This window comes from Providencia sp. UF-183 (assembly GCF_058246155.1).
In genome coordinates, this window is sequence record NZ_JBSICD010000018.1 from 18,937 (window position 1) to 36,957 (window position 18,021).

Annotated in this window: 18 protein-coding genes and 1 other RNA gene; 6 read left to right on the forward strand and 13 right to left on the reverse strand. The window is 43.0% G+C overall.

The features are described 5' to 3' along the window. Positions 1-136: 136 nt before the first annotated feature. Positions 137-712 carry an NleF caspase inhibitor gene (locus AC4IFT_RS16010; RefSeq protein WP_490751862.1) on the forward strand — a complete coding sequence of 192 codons (576 nt, stop codon included), beginning with the start codon at positions 137-139 and terminating at the stop codon, positions 710-712. An 81-nt stretch (positions 713-793) separates the two neighbouring features. Here the strand turns inward: AC4IFT_RS16010 and ubiI are convergent, their stop codons facing one another. The 4 genes from ubiI to AC4IFT_RS16030 all read right to left on the reverse strand — a co-directional run bounded on the left by ubiI (position 794) and on the right by AC4IFT_RS16030 (position 5,340). Next, the gene (gene ubiI, locus AC4IFT_RS16015; RefSeq protein ID WP_490733562.1) at positions 794-2,023 is read right to left on the reverse strand and encodes an FAD-dependent 2-octaprenylphenol hydroxylase; all 1,230 of its coding nucleotides are present in this window, start codon (positions 2,021-2,023) and stop codon (positions 794-796) included. Between the two features lie 24 nt (positions 2,024-2,047). Then, entirely contained in the window at positions 2,048-3,226 is a 1,179-nt protein-coding gene (gene ubiH / locus AC4IFT_RS16020; protein ID WP_490751864.1) for a 2-octaprenyl-6-methoxyphenyl hydroxylase, read from the reverse strand. A gap of 48 nt (positions 3,227-3,274) precedes the next feature. Beyond that, positions 3,275-4,597: a Xaa-Pro aminopeptidase gene (gene pepP / locus AC4IFT_RS16025; protein ID WP_490751866.1), complete on the reverse strand. Its 1,323-nt coding sequence runs from the start codon at positions 4,595-4,597 to the stop codon at positions 3,275-3,277. 164 nt (positions 4,598-4,761) lie between these two features. Next, positions 4,762-5,340 (reverse strand): YecA/YgfB family protein, encoded by a 579-nt coding sequence (locus AC4IFT_RS16030; RefSeq protein WP_490751868.1) that lies wholly within the window; start codon positions 5,338-5,340, stop codon positions 4,762-4,764. 138 nt (positions 5,341-5,478) lie between these two features. On the opposite strand from AC4IFT_RS16030, the gene zapA reads away from it, so the two are divergent. From zapA to AC4IFT_RS16045, 3 genes are all read left to right on the forward strand, one after another. Beyond that, positions 5,479-5,808 carry a cell division protein ZapA gene (gene zapA, locus AC4IFT_RS16035; RefSeq protein WP_047756767.1) on the forward strand — a complete coding sequence of 110 codons (330 nt, stop codon included), beginning with the start codon at positions 5,479-5,481 and terminating at the stop codon, positions 5,806-5,808. A gap of 111 nt (positions 5,809-5,919) precedes the next feature. Next, positions 5,920-6,101: non-coding RNA, 6S RNA (gene ssrS, locus AC4IFT_RS16040), on the forward strand. A gap of 133 nt (positions 6,102-6,234) precedes the next feature. Beyond that, positions 6,235-6,825, forward strand: coding sequence for a 5-formyltetrahydrofolate cyclo-ligase (locus tag AC4IFT_RS16045; RefSeq protein ID WP_490751870.1), 591 nt, complete (start codon positions 6,235-6,237; stop codon positions 6,823-6,825). 44 nt (positions 6,826-6,869) lie between these two features. On the opposite strand, the gene serA is transcribed toward AC4IFT_RS16045, so the two are convergent. Together serA and rpiA are read right to left on the reverse strand one after the other, a co-directional pair. Next, a complete protein-coding gene (gene serA, locus AC4IFT_RS16050; RefSeq protein WP_219246580.1) occupies positions 6,870-8,120 on the reverse strand; it encodes a phosphoglycerate dehydrogenase in 1,251 nt (416 codons plus the stop codon). A gap of 484 nt (positions 8,121-8,604) precedes the next feature. Beyond that, a complete protein-coding gene (rpiA, locus tag AC4IFT_RS16055; protein WP_490751872.1) occupies positions 8,605-9,267 on the reverse strand; it encodes a ribose-5-phosphate isomerase RpiA in 663 nt (220 codons plus the stop codon). 193 nt (positions 9,268-9,460) lie between these two features. Here rpiA and AC4IFT_RS16060 point away from each other — a divergent pair, with 193 nt between their 5' ends. Continuing rightward, positions 9,461-10,375 carry a LysR family transcriptional regulator ArgP gene (locus AC4IFT_RS16060; RefSeq protein ID WP_219246576.1) on the forward strand — a complete coding sequence of 305 codons (915 nt, stop codon included), beginning with the start codon at positions 9,461-9,463 and terminating at the stop codon, positions 10,373-10,375. On the opposite strand, the gene AC4IFT_RS16065 is transcribed toward AC4IFT_RS16060, so the two are convergent. The 4 genes from AC4IFT_RS16065 to AC4IFT_RS16080 all read right to left on the reverse strand — a co-directional run bounded on the left by AC4IFT_RS16065 (position 10,372) and on the right by AC4IFT_RS16080 (position 13,446). Beyond that, positions 10,372-11,103: an oxidative stress defense protein gene (locus tag AC4IFT_RS16065; protein ID WP_490751874.1), complete on the reverse strand. Its 732-nt coding sequence runs from the start codon at positions 11,101-11,103 to the stop codon at positions 10,372-10,374. The genes AC4IFT_RS16060 and AC4IFT_RS16065 overlap by 4 nt on opposite strands. A 157-nt stretch (positions 11,104-11,260) precedes the next feature. Beyond that, entirely contained in the window at positions 11,261-11,893 is a 633-nt protein-coding gene (gene argO / locus AC4IFT_RS16070) for an arginine exporter ArgO (protein ID WP_490733575.1), read from the reverse strand. 178 nt (positions 11,894-12,071) lie between these two features. Continuing rightward, on the reverse strand, positions 12,072-12,938 hold the full coding sequence (gene mscS, locus AC4IFT_RS16075) for a small-conductance mechanosensitive channel MscS (RefSeq protein ID WP_490733577.1): 867 nt from the start codon (positions 12,936-12,938) through the stop codon (positions 12,072-12,074). A gap of 142 nt (positions 12,939-13,080) precedes the next feature. Further along, positions 13,081-13,446, reverse strand: a complete 366-nt coding sequence (locus AC4IFT_RS16080) for a YacL family protein (RefSeq protein ID WP_273804531.1) — start codon at positions 13,444-13,446, stop codon at positions 13,081-13,083. 181 nt (positions 13,447-13,627) lie between these two features. Between AC4IFT_RS16080 and AC4IFT_RS16085 the strand changes: the two genes are divergently transcribed. After that, positions 13,628-14,005 carry a VOC family protein gene (locus AC4IFT_RS16085; RefSeq protein ID WP_490751876.1) on the forward strand — a complete coding sequence of 126 codons (378 nt, stop codon included), beginning with the start codon at positions 13,628-13,630 and terminating at the stop codon, positions 14,003-14,005. Between the two features lie 53 nt (positions 14,006-14,058). Here AC4IFT_RS16085 and acnB read toward each other — a convergent pair whose 3' ends face one another. The 3 genes from acnB to AC4IFT_RS16100 all read right to left on the reverse strand — a co-directional run bounded on the left by acnB (position 14,059) and on the right by AC4IFT_RS16100 (position 17,996). Then, positions 14,059-16,656, reverse strand: a complete 2,598-nt coding sequence (acnB, locus tag AC4IFT_RS16090) for a bifunctional aconitate hydratase 2/2-methylisocitrate dehydratase (protein WP_219246564.1) — start codon at positions 16,654-16,656, stop codon at positions 14,059-14,061. 441 nt (positions 16,657-17,097) lie between these two features. Continuing rightward, positions 17,098-17,451, reverse strand: coding sequence for a VOC family protein (locus AC4IFT_RS16095; protein ID WP_275076458.1), 354 nt, complete (start codon positions 17,449-17,451; stop codon positions 17,098-17,100). Positions 17,452-17,648: 197 nt separating this feature from the next. Continuing rightward, positions 17,649-17,996, reverse strand: coding sequence for a DUF3969 family protein (locus AC4IFT_RS16100; RefSeq protein ID WP_490751878.1), 348 nt, complete (start codon positions 17,994-17,996; stop codon positions 17,649-17,651). Between the last annotated feature and the right edge of the window lie 25 nt (positions 17,997-18,021).

An 18,021-nucleotide genomic window follows, 5' to 3' on the forward strand; every position in this document is an offset into this window, starting at 1 on the left:
TTCAGGCATAAGAGAAATGAAAAACAGAGAGCTAAAAAACAATTCCTATCGAAATATGAAATTTTTTGGCACAAAATTCAGCATAATTAACTGGCAAAAAGAAAAATGCAATATATTACACAAAGGATGAATTAATATGTTTCAGGTAAGTTCAACAAAAAGCAGTATTCCTTTAGCACCGACCAGTGAATACAGCACACAAAACCTCATTCCACAAAAGCACATGGAAAGCCATCAACACTCTTTTGTAACGGAGCTAAGTGCAAACCATTTTCCTACAGAAGCGGAAGGAAAACCGATGTCTACATTGATTAACAAACTCAAAGGAACTGATTCAATAGCTGACGCAAAAAAATTAACCAATGAAATAAAAACAGCAGCAAAGAAGTTAGCTGATGGCATTCAAGAGATGAGAAACAATTATTTTACGGTAGAAAATGAAGACACAGATTGGGTATATGGTCGCATGGCAGAGGGGTATACTGATTCCGATCGTGATAAATACATTAGAGCGTTAGTTCACTATTTCCAATGCGATAACGAATTAAAGTCATTACCCAATGACCTTGATTTCTCAATTAGAAGAATAGCGGCACCACATCATAGTGGCCAGGTATACGGTGACTGGAAGGCACTTGAAAACTTAATCAAAGGTCAATCAACCGTCCTGCCTGACTTAACCTATAACCGTGGTTCTACCCAGTTCGGTTAACGACAAAAAATAGAGCTTATATAACAAAAAAAAGAAGGGTTTCACTTTCAACCCTTCTTCTCAGATTAAAATAAATACCAACTATTCAGTCACTTCAACCTGTAACTGTTCCAGCCACTTAGGCATATCAAACAGCCCCATCGCGTGGTTCAATAGTTGGGGTTTTACACCCGGTAGGCTATCTGCCAATACTAAACCGATATCGCGCAAAAGTTTTTTCGCAGGGTTATTGCCATCGAACAACTCACGAAAACCTTGCATCCCCGCCAACATCAATGCAGCACTGTGTTTACGGCTACGCTCATAATCACGCAAATAAAAATACTGACCAAAGTCCTTACCTTCACGGTGCAAGCGTTTAATTTCACCGATTAACATCGCCACATCCATAAACCCAAGGTTAACACCTTGCCCAGCCAATGGGTGGATGGTATGGGCAGCATCGCCCAATAAGGCTAATCGCTGCGCCGCAAACTGCCGTGCATAACGCCCTGTGAGTGGAATGGTCATGCGGTCACTTTCGACTTGGCACAAACCAAGCTGAACATCGAATGCAACGGCAAGTTCTTTATCAAAATCAGCTTTATCGAGTGCTTGGCGCCTTGCGGCTTCTGTTGCTGGTTGCGACCAAACAATAGAGCAAAGATGCGGATCAGCTAATGGTAAAAAGGCTAGAATGCCTTCGCCATCAAAAGATTGACGCGCAACACCCTCGTGTGGCTTTTCTGTGCGAATGGTTGCCACCAGCGCGGTATGTTCGTAATCCCAAAATGTCAGAGGGATATCGGCATGGCTGCGTAACCACGAATTTGCGCCATCAGCGCCAACAATTAGCCTTGCGGTCAGCATACTTTCATCATCTAACGTGATAAACACATCATTCTCACCCCACACCACCTTCTTGATGGTGGCAGGTGCCAATAATGTCACATCACGCAGCTCTGACGCTTTTTGCCACAATGCATCGCGAATCACATTATTTTCAACAATATGGCCTAAATGGGTCAGGTTGCGCTCTTGCGCTGAAAATGTGATACGACCAAAACTGTTGTTATCCCACACTTCCATACCATTATAGGCAGCGGCTCTCATGCTCTTAATCGCTGACCAAACGCCTAAATGAGTTAACAGTTTTTCACTTGCCGCATTAATCGCGGATACCCGTAATGCATAAGGCTCCGACGCAGAAAATGTCTTTTTCGGTGGGTGATTTTCCACCACAGCAACGCGCAGGCCGCTTCCTTCAAGGCCACATGCAAGGGCAAGCCCCACCATGCCACCACCAGCGATAACCACATCAAACGATTGCATACTTTTTTCCTCTTTATTTCGTGGTTATTGGTGAACAACCCAACCCAATGTTTGGCGAGCCAAAACATCGCGGACAGGCGGCAACATTTCCATTGCCATTAAACCTAAATTTCGCCCCACAATTAATGGGATACAGCGATTTGCAAATACGCGAACCAAACCGTCTGTCATGGTCACGGTTTTTTCTCGGTCAATTGCACGCGCTTGTTGATACTGGCTTAATAGGGAATAACTGCCAATATCTTGCTGATTTTCATGAGCCTTAACCAGAATTTGCGCCAGTTGCATCACATCACGGATACCAAGGTTAAACCCTTGCCCCGCGATGGGATGTAACGTCTGAGCGGCATTTCCGACTAAAACGACTCGATGGCTCACCGGATTCAGTGCTTTGCGCAGCGCCAGCGGGTAACAATGGCGTTTGCCCGCCATGTCTATTTTCCCTAAGCGCCAACCAAATGTGGTTTGTAACTTGTTGATAAAGGTTGCATCATCCCATGCTTTAATCGCATCCGCATGCTCTTGGTGATGGCACCATACTAGCGAACTACGGCCTTCTGACATAGGCAATAACGCCAGTGGACCAAACTCGGTAAAACGTTCGAAAGCTTGGCCTTGCGGGTCAATGGCCGTTTTCACATTGGCAATAATCGCCACTTGGCCATAATCATCCTGCTGCCACTGCATATTGCAGGCTTGACCCACTAAAGAACGGCTACCATCGGCGGCAATGATTAGCGCCCCGCTCACCGTTTCACCTGTATCTAATGTCACGGTAACAGAATCTTGTTCGCGATGGATACGTTCAACTTTTGCGGGGCAATGTAGCGTTACCCCTGGTGCTTTTCGTAATAATGAAAAGAGGCGAGCACCGGCTTCATGCAGCTCAATCACATTGCCAAGTGCTGGAATATGATAGTCTTTTGCGTTGATATTCACAAAACCCGCATGCCCGCGGTCAGACACATGAACGTGAGTAATCGGCGTTACGCAATCAGCAAACGCAGGCCATACCCCTATTTTCGCTAAATATTGGCACGTACCATGGGCTAATGCGATAGCACGCGCGTCGAATCCGGGGTGTTTACCTTCTGGCAAAGAGGCCTCGATTAATGAAACCGATAATTTTCCTTGGCTAAGTGAAGAAATCGCCAGTGCCAATGTCGCGCCAGCCATTCCTCCACCCACGATGATCACATTCATGGGTTGTTTCTTACCTTTTTATGATTAACCTTTTACTGTTAATAACCCCTACCCCAAACGCTGTTTTGCAGCTGCCATTAGGGCTTCAATTTCATCAGGGTCTTTGACCACTAAGTCCGTTAAGTTTTCATTCCCGTTTTCAGTGATCACAATATCATCTTCAATACGAATACCGATGCCACGGTATTGCGGCGGCACATCAGCATCTGGCGCAATATATAAACCAGGTTCAATAGTCAGCACCATGCCCACTTCTAATGTACGGTCACGGTCTGTACCATAGAACCCCACATCGTGCACATCTAACCCTAACCAATGACTTAAACCATGCATAAAGAAGGCTTGATATGCTTTGTTTTCGATCAATTGATCGACATCGCCATGTAAAATTCCGAGTGCAACCAACCCTTCGGTTTTAATCCGCACAATTTCACGCGTGACTTCATGGATGCTGGTACCTGGGCGATACAACGTTAATGCAGTATCTAATGCTTTGAGAACAATGCCATAAATTTCACGTTGTGCCTGACTAAACTTGCCATTAACGGGGAAAGTACGAGTAATATCCCCTGCATAGCCGTCAAACTCGGCACCGGCGTCAATCAGTACTAACTCACCATCTTTCATTTGGCATTCATTTTCGGTGTAATGCAAAATGCAGGCATTTTCGCCGCTACCAACAATCGAATTATAAGATGGGAAGCGCGCTCCATGGCGAGTAAATTCATGTTCTAACTCACCACAGAGTTGATATTCATACATATTTGGGCGGCAATTTTCCATTGCGCGAATATGTGCCAAGGCAGAAATACGCCCCGCCTCACGCATTGTGTTCAGTTCTGCTTCAGATTTAAACAAGCGCATTTCATGAACAATTGGGCGCCAATCGATAACCGTTTGCGGCGCATGTAAATTACGGCGGCTACCTTTACGCAAGGTTTCCAGCGCATCAAACACCAGCTTATCTGCGTAAGCAAATTCACCCTGTGCATGGTAAACCACATCCAATCCATTCAGTAATTGGTAAAGTTGCTCTTCAATTTCACCGAAAGGTAATGCTTTATCGATACCCAGTTTTTGAGGGGCTGCTTCTTGACCTAGGCGGTGACCAAACCAAATTTCTGCCGTTAAATCACGAACGCGGTTAAAAAGAACGGTATGGCCATGTTTTTCATCGCTTTTAATCAGTACTAATACTGCTTCTGGCTCACTAAACCCTGTCAAATACAGAAAATCACTGTGTTGACGATACGGGTATTCACAATCGGCATTACGCTGCGCAGGCGGCGCAGAAAAAATAATTGCGGCACTCCCCACGTCCATTTTTGCCAATAATGCATTGCGACGAGCAACAAATTCCTGTTTATTCATACCGTTTTTGCCTTATTATCTGAATTATTAGGTTGCTAACATATTACTGCTGCCAATATGCGCGACGATAATGACTTAACACTGATTAAAATCGACCTAAAGCCGCTTCGTTCTACCTTTCGATAAAACAAAGTGGCGTGTTTTTAGTGACAAACAAGTCGGGATTAGTGAAGGATCGGCTTGTTATTCTCAGCTGCTGTTGGGCCTTTTTTCGGCTCAACTAACGCGATATAACATAACTGCACAGCCACTCTCACATACTCAACCACTTCTTCCAGCGCTTGTTCGAGTTCTTCTTGGTCTTCATCTTCATCGTAACCAAGCATCCCGATATTACGCAGATCCGTAATGACTTCGCTGATTTCTTTTTTATCAGCTAGTTTCGGTTGTGCGACACCCACACCTAATAAAAAGTGATTAACCCAGCCCGCTAATGCATCTGCGTGGTCAAATATCGACGCATCTTCATCAGGGAATAGCATGGTAAATGCAAATTCACTGTCATCAAGTGCTTCAAATGTAGTATCGAACAGCTCGCGTAGAGGTTGAGCGACCGTTTGTGGGAATGCAAGGCCATCGTTTGCAAGGTCATGGACAAGTGTTTGCCAGCCATGGTCACGACTTCCGCCACAGATTAACCCCGTTATTAAACCATGGATTTCCGCAGCGGTAAGTGCTATTGAGTGCTGTTGCAGCAGTTTGTCCAGTGATTCATAGTTTGGTAAAGATTTTTGTATAGACATCTGAATTCGTCATGTTAGCTTATGATTCGTGATATGCTACCATCAAGGGTAGTCGCTAACCAGTATGCTTTTGTCTTATCTATTAATTGCGCCAAATATGATGTATTTATGGCGAGTATTATTCAGTATGGAGGTTTCATGTCCGCACAACCTGTCGACATTCAGATTTTTGGGCGTTCAATGCGCGTTAATTGCCCATCAGAACAAAAAGAGGCCCTTCTTGAGTCGGCTAAAGAATTAGAACAACGCTTGCAAAATCTGAAAGATAAAAGCGGCGTTACCAATATGGAACAGCTTATTTTTATCGTAGCATTGAACGTCTGTCACGAATTAGCACAAGAAAAGACAAAAACGCGTGATTATGCTTATAATATGGAAGAGAAGATAAAAATGTTGCAACATACCATTGAACAAGCGTTGCACGACCAGGTGAAGATCACTGAGAGGCAAGTATTGCCCTTAGAGTAAATCTGCTTATTAATCAGACACTAGTAGAAAAAAATATACAAAATTAGGGTTGCATTTTAAATCTAGTTTCGTACAATGAAGTCACTGAGTAACGAAAAGTTCTCAAACCAAATTTCTCTGAGATGCGCGTGAGTGGGCGAGTCCCCTGAGCCGATATTTCAACTAAAAAGAATGCGGTTATTGCGCTGGTGAGCATGCCTGATTCGTTCAGGAAGCCTAAAGGTTGCTAAACTGCGTTCACCTTGAACCAAGGGTTCAAGGGTTACAGCCTACAACGGCATCTTGGAGACCCTCAATTTTTTCTTGCTGTACTTTCAATCGCTTAATCCCTCAAACTCAATTTATTAACCTACACTATTTCTGGCCTTGCGATATACTATTTTGAATATTGCTATTTCCTATCGCCGTCCACTGTAGGTTATTTATATGCAAGACACACTTTCTACGCAGCGCCAACAAATCCGCCAAGCCATACGCCAAGCTCGACGTCAGTTAACCCCTGAGCAGCAAAAAATAGCGGCTGAACAAGCTAAACTCAATGCGTTGCAGCACCCTAAAATTGCACAAGCAAAAAATATCGCACTGTTTTTATCGTTTGATGGTGAAATTAATACCCAGCCACTTATCGATGCTTTATGGCAACAAAATAAACAAGTATATCTACCTGTTTTACACCCTTTTAGTGCTCATCATCTATTATTTCTGCACTATCGCCCAGACACACAGTTAATCAAAAACCGCTTTAATATTGCAGAGCCCCCCTTAGATGTGCGCGATGTTCTCCCCCCTGAACAACTTGATGTGATGTTAATTCCGTTAGTGGCCTTTGATAACCAAGGGCAGCGCTTAGGAATGGGGGGTGGGTTTTACGATAGAACGCTAGCGAACTGGCAACAAAGTGGTTTTTACCCCATCGGGCTAGCTCATGATTGCCAACAGGTTGAACAGTTACCTGTTGCGTATTGGGATATTCCGCTGCCTGAAATTATTACCCCGAAAAAAATATGGCGCTGGTAATCAATACCTGCGCCATATCATGAGAAAAAACGGGTTATGGGAACTTAGAACAACAGACGTGCACGAATAGTGCCCGGCAGGTCTTTCAGTTTCTGTAGTGCTTCATCCGTTTGATTTGGTGTTTGCATCAGTACATCGATAACGACGTAACCCACATTACCTGACGTCCGTAAATACTGACCCACAACGTTAATGTTGTTGTCAGTAAACACTTGGTTAATGCTATTCAAAATACCCGGACGGTTTTCGTGGATATGCAAGAAACGGTTAGTGTCTTCAGTGTGTACAGGCAGAGAAACTTCTGGGAAGTTGACCGCAGAAAGCGTTGAACCGTTATCAGAATATTTTGCCAGTTTACTCGCAACTTCTAAGCCAATGTTTTCTTGTGCTTCTTCTGTAGAGCCACCAATGTGAGGCGTTAAAATCACATTGTCGAATTTAATCAGCTCAGAAATAAACGGGTCATTCGGGTCGTTATTTGCCGCGGGCTCACTTGGGAATACGTCAACCGCTGCACCGGATAAATGCTTGCTTTCCAGCGCTGCTGCCAATGCAGGAATGTCCACCACGGTACCACGTGACGCATTGATAAAGATTGAACCTGGTTTCATGCGGTCAAACTGTTCTTTAGCAAACATGTTTTTCGTGCTGGCCGTTTCTGGAACATGCAAGCTGACGACATCGCTCATATTGAGTAACTCAGTCAAAGAACGTACTTGGGTTGCATTTCCTAAAGGCAGTTTATTTTCAATATCATAGAAGAAAACATTCATACCAATGCCTTCAGCTAAGATCCCCAGCTGAGTACCGATATGGCCGTATCCAACAATACCAAGGCGTTTACCACGTGCTTCAAAACAGCCTTTCGCTTGTTTTTCCCAAATACCACGGTGCGCTTGCATATTCGCTTCAGGAATACGACGTAACAACAGTAATAGCTGGCCTAATACCATCTCAGCAACGGAACGGGTGTTTGAGAATGGTGCATTAAAGACAGGGATACCACGTTTTGCCGCGGCGTCTAAATCCACTTGGTTGGTTCCGATACAGAAGCAACCAACCGCCACTAACTTTTCAGCGGCAGCGAAAATCTCTTCGGATAAATGAGTGCGGGAACGGATACCGACAAAGCGCGCATCTTTGATCGCTTCTTTTAATTCTTCATCAGACAATGCGCTTTTATGGTATTCAATATTGGTATAACCCGCTGCTTTTAAGTTATCAACCGCGCTTTGGTGAACACCTTCTAGCAGTAAAAATTTTATTTTGTCTTTATGCAAAGATACCTTGACCATTTCCCTACCCTATCGTGAACGTTTTAAATTTGTGACAGATGAATTTGCTTGTTTGACTCATGGTTTTGCTCAACATAATTCAAGGCATATCCATACCAGCACATTCATCTACCTTGAAATCTGAAAAGAGTATACCAACATAGCAAAATTCAGCGCAGTATCAATACAACCGTTTGCTTAAGGCGTACTAAAAAGCGCGAGGAAAAAGAAGTTAAATGGTAGAAAATCAGGAGCAGTAACACAAAATAAGGATTTTTCCTGCACAATGCATATTAGTGTGAGATATATCACCAAAATCGCGGGATAATAAAAATAATGAAATAAATTTCAAATTAATGATATTTATAAAACTGGTCAATTATTTTTCAATCTACCCACTAACCAAATACGTTAATGCCTTTTTTTTACTGCACAAAAAAGCCAGCAACTAAATAGTTTGCTGGCCTGTAGATTAACCAAATTAATTTATCGCAAATAATTGCGATTATAGTTTGATCGTTTTAACCCCGGCATCCGTTGTGCCCATCAGGACAACATCAGCACCACGATTAGCAAATAGACCAACAGTCACAACGCCTGCGATACCATTGATGGTGTTTTCTAATGCAACAGGGTCAACAATACTTAAATTGTGAACATCTAAAATCACGTTGCCATTATCAGTAACCACATTTTGACGATATTCCGGTGTACCACCCAGTTTGACCAATTCACGCGCCACATAGCTACGCGCCATTGGGATAACTTCAACAGGCAGAGGGAACTTGCCTAACACATCAACCAGTTTTGATTGGTCAACGATGCACACAAAGGTTTTTGCAATCGCAGAAACGATTTTTTCACGTGTTAACGCAGCACCGCCGCCCTTGATCATGTTCATATGATGGTCGACTTCATCCGCACCATCAACGTAAACATCTAATGAGTCCACTTGATTACAATCAAAAACAGGGATACCCAACGATTTAAGTTTTTGCGTAGACGCTTCGGAGCTAGAAACAGCACCTTCAATTTGCCCTTTCATTGTTGCCAATGCATCAATAAAGTGTGATGCAGTAGACCCTGTACCGACACCAACAATTGTGCCGGGTTTTACGTATTCCAGTGCTGCCCAACCCACCGCTTTTTTTAATTCATCCTGCGTCATGCTCATGCCTTTTGCTATTTAATTGAGACGTAATTAAGAATTAGTATATACCGAGCCCGCAATAAGTTGCAGTGTTGTTCGCTGCATTTGTGCGTTACTTCTTGTGATTTGTCGAGTGCCCGCAATAATTGCAGGTGTTATCAATAAAAATATGGCATAGTGCTTAGCAGAATAACAACAAGGAGACTTTTTGATGAAGCGCCCCGACTATCGCGCATTACAAGCACTGGATGCCGTTATCCGCGAACGCGGCTTTGAGCGTGCAGCTCAAAAGCTTTGCATCACGCAATCCGCTGTTTCACAACGGATAAAACAGCTAGAAAACCTGTTTGGGCAACCGTTACTTGTGCGAACCGTTCCGCCGCATCCGACTGAACAAGGGCAAAAGCTGTTAGCGCTGCTTCATCAAGTTGAATTGTTGGAAGAACAATGGCTTGGGGATGAAAATACGGGTTCAACGCCTCTGTTACTTTCCCTTGCCGTCAACGCCGACAGTTTAGCAACGTGGTTCCTCCCTGCGCTCAACCCTGTTTTAGGTAATAGCCCTATTCGGTTGAATATCCAAGTGGAAGACGAAACCCGTACTCAAGAACGTTTAAGACGGGGTGAAGTGGTAGGTGCAATCAGTATCCAGCCACAAGCATTACCCGGCTGTTTAGTCGATAAACTCGGCGCGTTGGACTATATCTTTGTTGCTTCTCCTGATTTCGCCGCCAAATATTTCCCAGATGGTGTCACTCGCTCATCCCTATTAAAGGCCCCCGCAGTGGCATTTGACCACTTGGATGATATGCACCAAGCGTTTGTTCAGCAAAACTTTGGCTTATCGCCGGGCAGTGTTCCTTGCCATATTGTTAATTCGTCCGAAGCCTTTGTGCAATTGGCTAAGCAGGGTTCTACCTGCTGCATGATCCCACATTTGCAGATTGCTGATGAATTAAAAAATGGTGAGTTAGTCGACTTAACGCCGGGGTTGTGCCAACGCCGTATGCTGTACTGGCATCGCTTTGCGCCTGAAAGCCGCACGATGAAGAGAGTGACTGACGCCCTATTAAAAACCGGGCGCCAGATGTTAAAACAAGAAGATGAAATTGCAGCTGAAAGTTAACGTTTTAGCTCAAACACCACATCAACTTGGTCATTAAAATCAATGCTTTGCTGTTCATAGGTCTCATCAATGTTGAGATCTTGAACAGCGGCTTTCATTTTCCCACCATAGGCTCTCGCCGCTATTGGGTAAGGCACTGCCGCAGGCGCGTTATAACTGATGCTATACACTGGGCCTAACTGCGCATTAAACCCTTTTGCGACTTCAGTCGCTTGCTCTGTTGCATTTTTGATGGCTTGCGCACGGGCTGCATCACGATATTGCTCAGGTTTTAACACACCAAATTGCACTGAGTTAATATCATTTAAACCTGCCGCTAACGCACCGTCTAACAGGGTATTCAGTTGGTCCAGTTTAGTCACTTTCACTTCAACAGAGCGGATTGCAGTATAACCTTCAATCGTCGATTTTTGTTTTACACTGCTGTAATCATATTTTGGCTGCGTACGCACATTGGCCGCGTTAATGTCCTGTTTTTCGATTCCATTTTTCTTTAAGAATTCGAAATACTCGGCAACGCGCTTGTCTACAGCAGCTTTTGCCGCAGCGGCGTCTTTTGCAGTCACTTCAACAACAATGTTCAACGTCGCCATATCTGGCGTTGCTTTCACAACAGAATTACCAGATGTGGTAATGTGCGGGCCATTCGGTAACGCATCGGCCAGAGACAGGGTAGGAACCGCCGTACCTGCCACCATGGCAGCGAGAACTAAAGATTTTAATTTCACAGAACCTCCCAATACAATAATTTGTCGCTAAAAAAGGGATAGTTCACCATAAACTATCCCGAGTACAAATTAACAGTAACACATCATAAAAAAAGTGCAGATCAGAATAATAAGAAATTCACAGTATTTATCATTCTGTTGAGGTTATGTTGTGTTATTAGGATATTACCCCTAATCCTTTAAGCCCTTGTATTGCCAATTGAAGTGCAATAAACCACATCACACTCCCCACAAAAACGTTGATAATTCTTTGTGAGCGTGGCTTATTCAGCACAGGCGAAAACCATGCGGCTAAAATCGCTAAAGCAAAGAACCAAACAAATGATGCTGTCAGCGCCCCCGCCGTAAACCAAGGCCGTAACTGGCTTTCTAATTGCCCTCCCACACTACCAAGTACGACAAAAGTGTCTAAATACACATGCGGGTTTAACCATGTGACGGCAAATAGCGTAACAATCACTTTCCAGCGGGTAATGACTTTATTTTCAGCTTGTAAGACGGCATCATCTGGGCTGAGCGCGGTGCGAAATGCGCCATAACCATACCATGCCAGAAAAATAACCCCTGCCCATGTAATTAACTGCATCAATATTTCAGATTGACTTAATAGCGCACTGCCGCCAAATACCCCACCAATAATTAACACGGTATCACTTAAAGCGCATAGAAATGCACTCATCATATGAAACTGTTTACGGCTGCCTTGCTGTAAAACAAAGGCATTTTGTGGCCCTAGCGGTAAAATCATCGCTGCACCAAGAAGTGCGCCCTGAACATACGTTGTAAACATGCAAAAAACCCTAATAATTATTCAATTCGTATGCGCAAATAGTAGCGAGAAAAAATTATTAGTGGAAATGATTAACTCTAATAGGTCATAAGTTAGACTTATATAATGGAAGGGAAATACAGAGACAAAAATAGCGCCATAAATAGCGCTATTTTATTGAATCTAATTAAAAATTCATTTATTGAATTTTATGGGTTTCTGAACCTTGTTGGTGCAGATGCACATCCATTTGTGGGAATGGGATACCAATATTGTGCTTGTCTAATGCACGTTTGAAGTTTTCCATAAGATCCCAATACACCGCCCAAGTATCGCCATTGGTTGTCCAGTAACGTACCAAATAGTTTAAAGTCGACGGGCCCATTTCATTAAGGCGGATGGTCACACCTTTATCATGTTGAATGCGCGGGTCAGCAGCAACAATGTCACCTAACACTTTCTTCACAACATCAATGTCAGAATCGTAAGCAACACCAACGATAATATCACGGCGGCGGTTTGGCTCACGCGAGACGTTAATAATGTTGTCTGCAATGATTTTACCATTTGGGATCACAATAATGCGGTCATCCCCAGTTCTTAGCGTCGTTGAGAAAATTTGCACGTTTTGTACGGTACCTTCAACAGCACCGATTGTCACATATTCCCCTGCTTTAAGTGGTCTAAATACCACCAGCAATACACCGGCGGCAAAGTTACCCAGTGAATTTTGTAATGCTAAACCAACCGCTAAACCTGCCGCACCCATCACCGCAATAACAGAAGCCGTTTGAACACCAATCTTGCCTAAAACGGCAATTAAGGTAAACGCAACAATGGTATAGCGCGCAATGGCCGATAAAAAGTCACTGACGGTTGTGTCAATACCTTTCATGGTCATTACACGGTGTAAACCGCGGCCAACCCATTTCGCAATCATCATACCGACAATCAGGATGACAATGGCAGAAACAATATTCACCACATACTGGACTAACAGATCTTGGTTTGCGACAAACCAATTCGTTGCATCATTCAACGCACCTGTAACATCATCAGTATTCATATGTGTGTTCCTTTCGCTTTTGTTATCAAAAAATAAATTTCTGCTAGCTCATTTTAACTAGAACGTTAAATCGCTAGTTTTACACTGCAAATAATAGCGATAATTTGTTAAAATACAAAACTTATCACTAAAAAAAATGCATTTATCGGTTTTCGATAACAAAAACACGATAGTCTTTTAACATTAATAGGAAGTCATCAATACCACAAAAAGCAACACTTTCATTATCATAGTAACTCATTCCCTCTTCGAGGCCTTCAGTTTCAAACGATAACTGGTTAGCTTTAATCATCACTTCTTCATCATCAAGCAGTAACGTATATTCGTGCCCAATCAGCTCCCACTGATTTTCGCTGCCTTTTAACTTTTCGTAGTTTTCTTCGATAGTATCGAGCAGACTAAGGTCGTTTTTAACCTCTTCATTTAGCCAATATCCAATCGCCTCATGATCCATCGAGAATTTTGCGGAGATAACTCCGGTAATATCTTGGAAAAATTGGTAGTCCATATGCAATACCTCTACTCTTTGCGTCATTATGGCTCAGTATAACGCGAGACAATTCGATTTGTTGAGAGGTATTAACGCCTATTCTGAGATATTTCAATAATGGCATGAATTTCAACGCATCCGCGATAAAACTCGCTTAAAATTAATGCAAATAATGTGAATGTACGAAATAGGAGTCTCAATGATCAATCGATTAGACCATATTGTTCTCACGACAACGCAATTAGACGCCTGCCTAGATTTTTACCAACGCGTTTTAAAAATGCAGGTCATAACCTTTGGCGAGCAGCGTTATGCTCTGCAATTTGGCCAGCAAAAAATCAATATCCATCAGTATGGCAAAGAGTTTGAACCCAAAGCACACTTACCTGTACCCGGTGCGTTAGATTTATGTTTTATCAGCGATATCCCTCTCGCTGAAGTTCAGGCACATATTCAACAGCAAAGTGTAGAAATTATCGAAGGCCCCGTGAAACGAACAGGCGCAATGGGGCCAATCCTATCTATCTATTTACGTGATGTGGATTTAAACCTGATTGAGATTTCTGAATATCTTTAAAGCATAAAAAAGGCCTCTGTTTGTAGAGGCCTTATAATTACCAAAATAATGAATTAGACTGCGGTTTGGAAAATCACACCGTCAGCTTTTTCAGTATATTGTGATAACTGGTCAAAGTTCAGATAGCGGTAAGTATCTGCCGCGGTTTCATCCACTTTGTCCATATATTGCAGGTATTCTGCTGGGGTTGGTAAACGACCTAACAGTGATGCAACAGCCGCTAACTCAGCGGATGCAAGGTACACATTCGCTCCAGTACCTAAACGGTTCGGGAAGTTACGCGTTGAGGTCGAAACGACGGTAGCGCCATCTGCCACACGTGCTTGGTTACCCATACACAGTGAACAGCCTGGGACTTCAATACGCGCCCCACTCTTACCAAATACGCTGTAATAACCTTCTTCCGTTAATTGCGCTGCATCCATCTTCGTTGGCGGAGCAACCCATAAACGTGTTGGTAATTGGCCTTTATGCGAGTCTAATAACTTACCTGCGGCACGGAAGTGACCGATGTTAGTCATACAAGAACCGATAAACACTTCATCGATTTTCTCGTTTTGAACATCAGACAGTAAACGTGCATCATCTGGGTCATTTGGTGCACACAGAATTGGCTCTTTGATATCATTTAAGTCGATTTCAATTACAGCTGCGTATTCCGCATCTGCATCACCTTCAAGCAGTTGTGGATCTGCTAACCAACTTTCCATGCCTTTAATACGACGTTCGATAGTACGACGGTCGCCATAACCTTCTGCGATCATCCATTTTAACAGGACGATGTTAGATTGCAGGTATTCTGTGATTGGCGCTTTATCCAGTTTGATCGTACAACCTGCGGCTGAACGCTCAGCAGAGGCATCCGCTAATTCAAACGCTTGTTCAACTTTCAGTTCTGGCAGACCTTCAATTTCTAAAATACGGCCAGAGAAAATGTTTTTCTTCCCTTTTTTCTCAACCGTCAGAAGGCCGTCTTTAATCGCATATAATGGGATAGCATGTACAAGGTCACGTAACGTGATACCCGGTTGCATTTCACCTTTAAAGCGCACCAATACAGATTCTGGCATATCCAGTGGCATAACCCCTGTTGCCGCAGCAAACGCCACCAGACCAGACCCCGCAGGGAACGAAATACCGATTGGGAAACGAGTATGAGAGTCACCACCTGTACCAACAGTATCTGGTAACAACATACGGTTTAACCACGAGTGGATAATACCATCCCCCGGACGCAGAGAAACACCACCACGGTTCATGATGAAATCAGGTAATGTGTGGTGAGTTGTTACGTCAACCGGTTTTGGATATGCCGCAGTGTGGCAGAATGACTGCATCACTAAATCCGCAGAGAAGCCTAAACACGCTAAGTCTTTTAACTCATCACGTGTCATTGGGCCTGTCGTATCTTGCGAACCGACAGAGGTCATTTTTGGCTCACAGTATTCACCCGGGCGAATACCTGGGCGACCACAGGCTCGACCAACCATTTTCTGTGCTAATGAGAAACCACGATTGCTTTGTGCAACGGATTTCGCATGACGGAAGACGTCAGTTGCTTCTAAACCTAATGACTCACGCGCTTTGCTGGTTAAACCACGACCGATGATCAGTGGAATACGACCACCTGCACGCACTTCGTCAATCAACACGTCAGTTTTTAATTCAAACGTTTCGAGTAATTCATTGGTTTCGTGGTTGCGAACTTCACCTTTAAATGGGTAGATATCAATGACATCACCCATATTCAGTTTAGAGACATCCACTTCAATTGGCAGCGCACCCGCATCTTCCATTGTATTAAAGAAGATTGGCGCAATTTTGCCACCTAAAACAACACCACCGCCGCGTTTGTTCGGGACGAATGGGATATCATCGCCCATAAACCACAGTACGGAGTTGGTTGCAGATTTACGTGAAGAACCTGTACCCACAACATCACCGACATACGCCAGTGGGAAGCCTTTTTTGTTCAGTGCTTCGATTTGTTTGATTGGTCCAACGTTACCCGCATCATCTGGCTCAATACCTTCACGGGCATTTTTCAGCATCGCTAACGCGTGCAGAGGGATGTCTGGGCGTGACCATGCATCTGGTGCAGGTGATAAGTCATCGGTATTGGTTTCGCCTGTCACTTTAAATACCGTGACAGTCATTTTTTCGGCTAATGCAGGGCGTTGTTTAAACCACTCGGCATCTGCCCATGATTCAATAACTTGTTTCGCGTGTGCATTCCCAGCTTTCGCTTTTTCTTCTACATCGTAGAAGTTATCGAACATTAATAAGGTGTGGGAAAGGGCTTTTGCCGCGATAGGAGCTAATTTAGCATCATCCAGCGCTTCAATCAGTGCATGGATATTATATCCACCCTGCATAGTACCAAGCAGTTCAATCGCTTTTTCAGGGGAGATCAGAGGGGAGGATGTTTCGCCTTTTGCAATAGCGGCTAAAAATCCAGCTTTTACGTACGCTGCTTCGTCAACACCAGGGGGGACGCGGTTGGTCAGCAGGTCTAACAAGAAATCTTCTTCACCTTTGGGTGGGTTTTTCAGTAACTCTACCAGTGCAGCTACTTGTGACGCATCTAATGGCTTAGGGACAATCCCTTGAGCGGCACGCTCGGCTACGTGCTTACGGTATTCTTCTAGCACGACGTTCTCCTCGCTTCTTTGTTATTTATATACCCGGCTGTCTGCACCTTATTGACAAAATTATCATCCGGTGCCAGGTCAGAGGAATTTGCTCGCATAATCTCAATGGCGGTAAAATTATGTCCAGCTTCGGGCTCTCAGCATAGCAGAATTTAAACGTAATGTTAATTCATTCACAAGAAAGTAACATTTATCTACTAACTTCATGCCTTAACACTTAATTACGGGTTATTTTTTAGCTTAAGAGACTATAAATCATCATAAAAAGCTGAAAAAACCATACTTTTTATAATGCATTTTGCTGAGTAAAGCACCCTCTTTTGTGGCTTTTTCCTTCAGGTATCACAAATTATATTTATTATCGCAATTTTATTTACATTACTAATTGATAAGGTAAATCATTGCGATTGGTTTTAATCAACTTAAAGGATTTAATTGATTTTATTGGCCTTTTATTCCAAGCAAATTTCCGAAGGGATCAACGAACTGACACATTTGCTTGTTACCATCTATTAACATAGGTCCACGATACAACTTAGCCCCTAACTGAGTAAAGTGCTCAAACGCCAAAGCAAAATTGTCTACTTGCCAATACAGCACAGTTCCTTTTTTACCTTCACTGACTTTTTCATCCGCTTGCACCACTTCTATCGTAAAGTCCCCCACATGCAATAAGGTAAAGTCAAACTCAGGTAAATATTCAGCAATAGCTTGAGGAAATGCCTGTTGATACCAAGCCAGCCCTGCTTGAACATCAGGTACGTGAATTAAAATCGCAGTTGGTTTTAGTTGCATGATGGTTTAGTTATTTAACTAGATGATAAACGATGGCCTGTATCATAAGAAGTTATCAAATCAGATCAAGTACGCTGTTAGCTTGATATGTATGAATGATTTAGGTACACCATGAATTTGCTGATTATGGAGTGCCTAAGCAAATAATCAATAATCTGACAAACGAGAAGATAACCCGTTAAATTACAGCCTCAAAGCTAATCTTTAACGACTTTAATTTCTTTATCAACTAGTCGCCCAAAGCTTTCACTCTGTGAAATTACGGTGATGGTTTTCTGTATTAACTCATCAATACTTGCTTGAAGCTGTTCAGGAATTAAACATTCTACATCATCTAATTCACAACCTAGGTTAATTATCTCTATTAATTTTTTATCTAATCCAATTTGCTCAAGTAATTTGGCCAAATACGGTTTGAAAATAAATCCTTCCGCTTCATCAATTGATATCAAATTTCTATCTAATGCAGTTAATACACCTAAAGTTAAAAAGCTTATAAATTTGCTCGCCTGTTTATCATCAATGCTATAGCAAAGCTTCATCATTTATTACTCCAACCCCGTTTAATTT

Coding starts and splice junctions, on each gene's coding strand:
- AC4IFT_RS16010 (WP_490751862.1), top strand. CDS start 137: ATGTTTCAGGTAAGTTCAACAAAAAGCAGTATTCCTTTAGCACCGACC.
- ubiI (WP_490733562.1), bottom strand. CDS start 2,023: ATGCAATCGTTTGATGTGGTTATCGCTGGTGGTGGCATGGTGGGGCTT.
- ubiH (WP_490751864.1), bottom strand. CDS start 3,226: ATGAATGTGATCATCGTGGGTGGAGGAATGGCTGGCGCGACATTGGCA.
- pepP (WP_490751866.1), bottom strand. CDS start 4,597: ATGAATAAACAGGAATTTGTTGCTCGTCGCAATGCATTATTGGCAAAA.
- AC4IFT_RS16030 (WP_490751868.1), bottom strand. CDS start 5,340: ATGTCTATACAAAAATCTTTACCAAACTATGAATCACTGGACAAACTG.
- zapA (WP_047756767.1), top strand. CDS start 5,479: ATGTCCGCACAACCTGTCGACATTCAGATTTTTGGGCGTTCAATGCGC.
- AC4IFT_RS16045 (WP_490751870.1), top strand. CDS start 6,235: ATGCAAGACACACTTTCTACGCAGCGCCAACAAATCCGCCAAGCCATA.
- serA (WP_219246580.1), bottom strand. CDS start 8,120: ATGGTCAAGGTATCTTTGCATAAAGACAAAATAAAATTTTTACTGCTA.
- rpiA (WP_490751872.1), bottom strand. CDS start 9,267: ATGACGCAGGATGAATTAAAAAAAGCGGTGGGTTGGGCAGCACTGGAA.
- AC4IFT_RS16060 (WP_219246576.1), top strand. CDS start 9,461: ATGAAGCGCCCCGACTATCGCGCATTACAAGCACTGGATGCCGTTATC.
- argO (WP_490733575.1), bottom strand. CDS start 11,893: ATGTTTACAACGTATGTTCAGGGCGCACTTCTTGGTGCAGCGATGATT.
- mscS (WP_490733577.1), bottom strand. CDS start 12,938: ATGAATACTGATGATGTTACAGGTGCGTTGAATGATGCAACGAATTGG.
- AC4IFT_RS16080 (WP_273804531.1), bottom strand. CDS start 13,446: ATGGACTACCAATTTTTCCAAGATATTACCGGAGTTATCTCCGCAAAA.
- AC4IFT_RS16085 (WP_490751876.1), top strand. CDS start 13,628: ATGATCAATCGATTAGACCATATTGTTCTCACGACAACGCAATTAGAC.
- AC4IFT_RS16095 (WP_275076458.1), bottom strand. CDS start 17,451: ATGCAACTAAAACCAACTGCGATTTTAATTCACGTACCTGATGTTCAA.
- AC4IFT_RS16100 (WP_490751878.1), bottom strand. CDS start 17,996: ATGATGAAGCTTTGCTATAGCATTGATGATAAACAGGCGAGCAAATTT.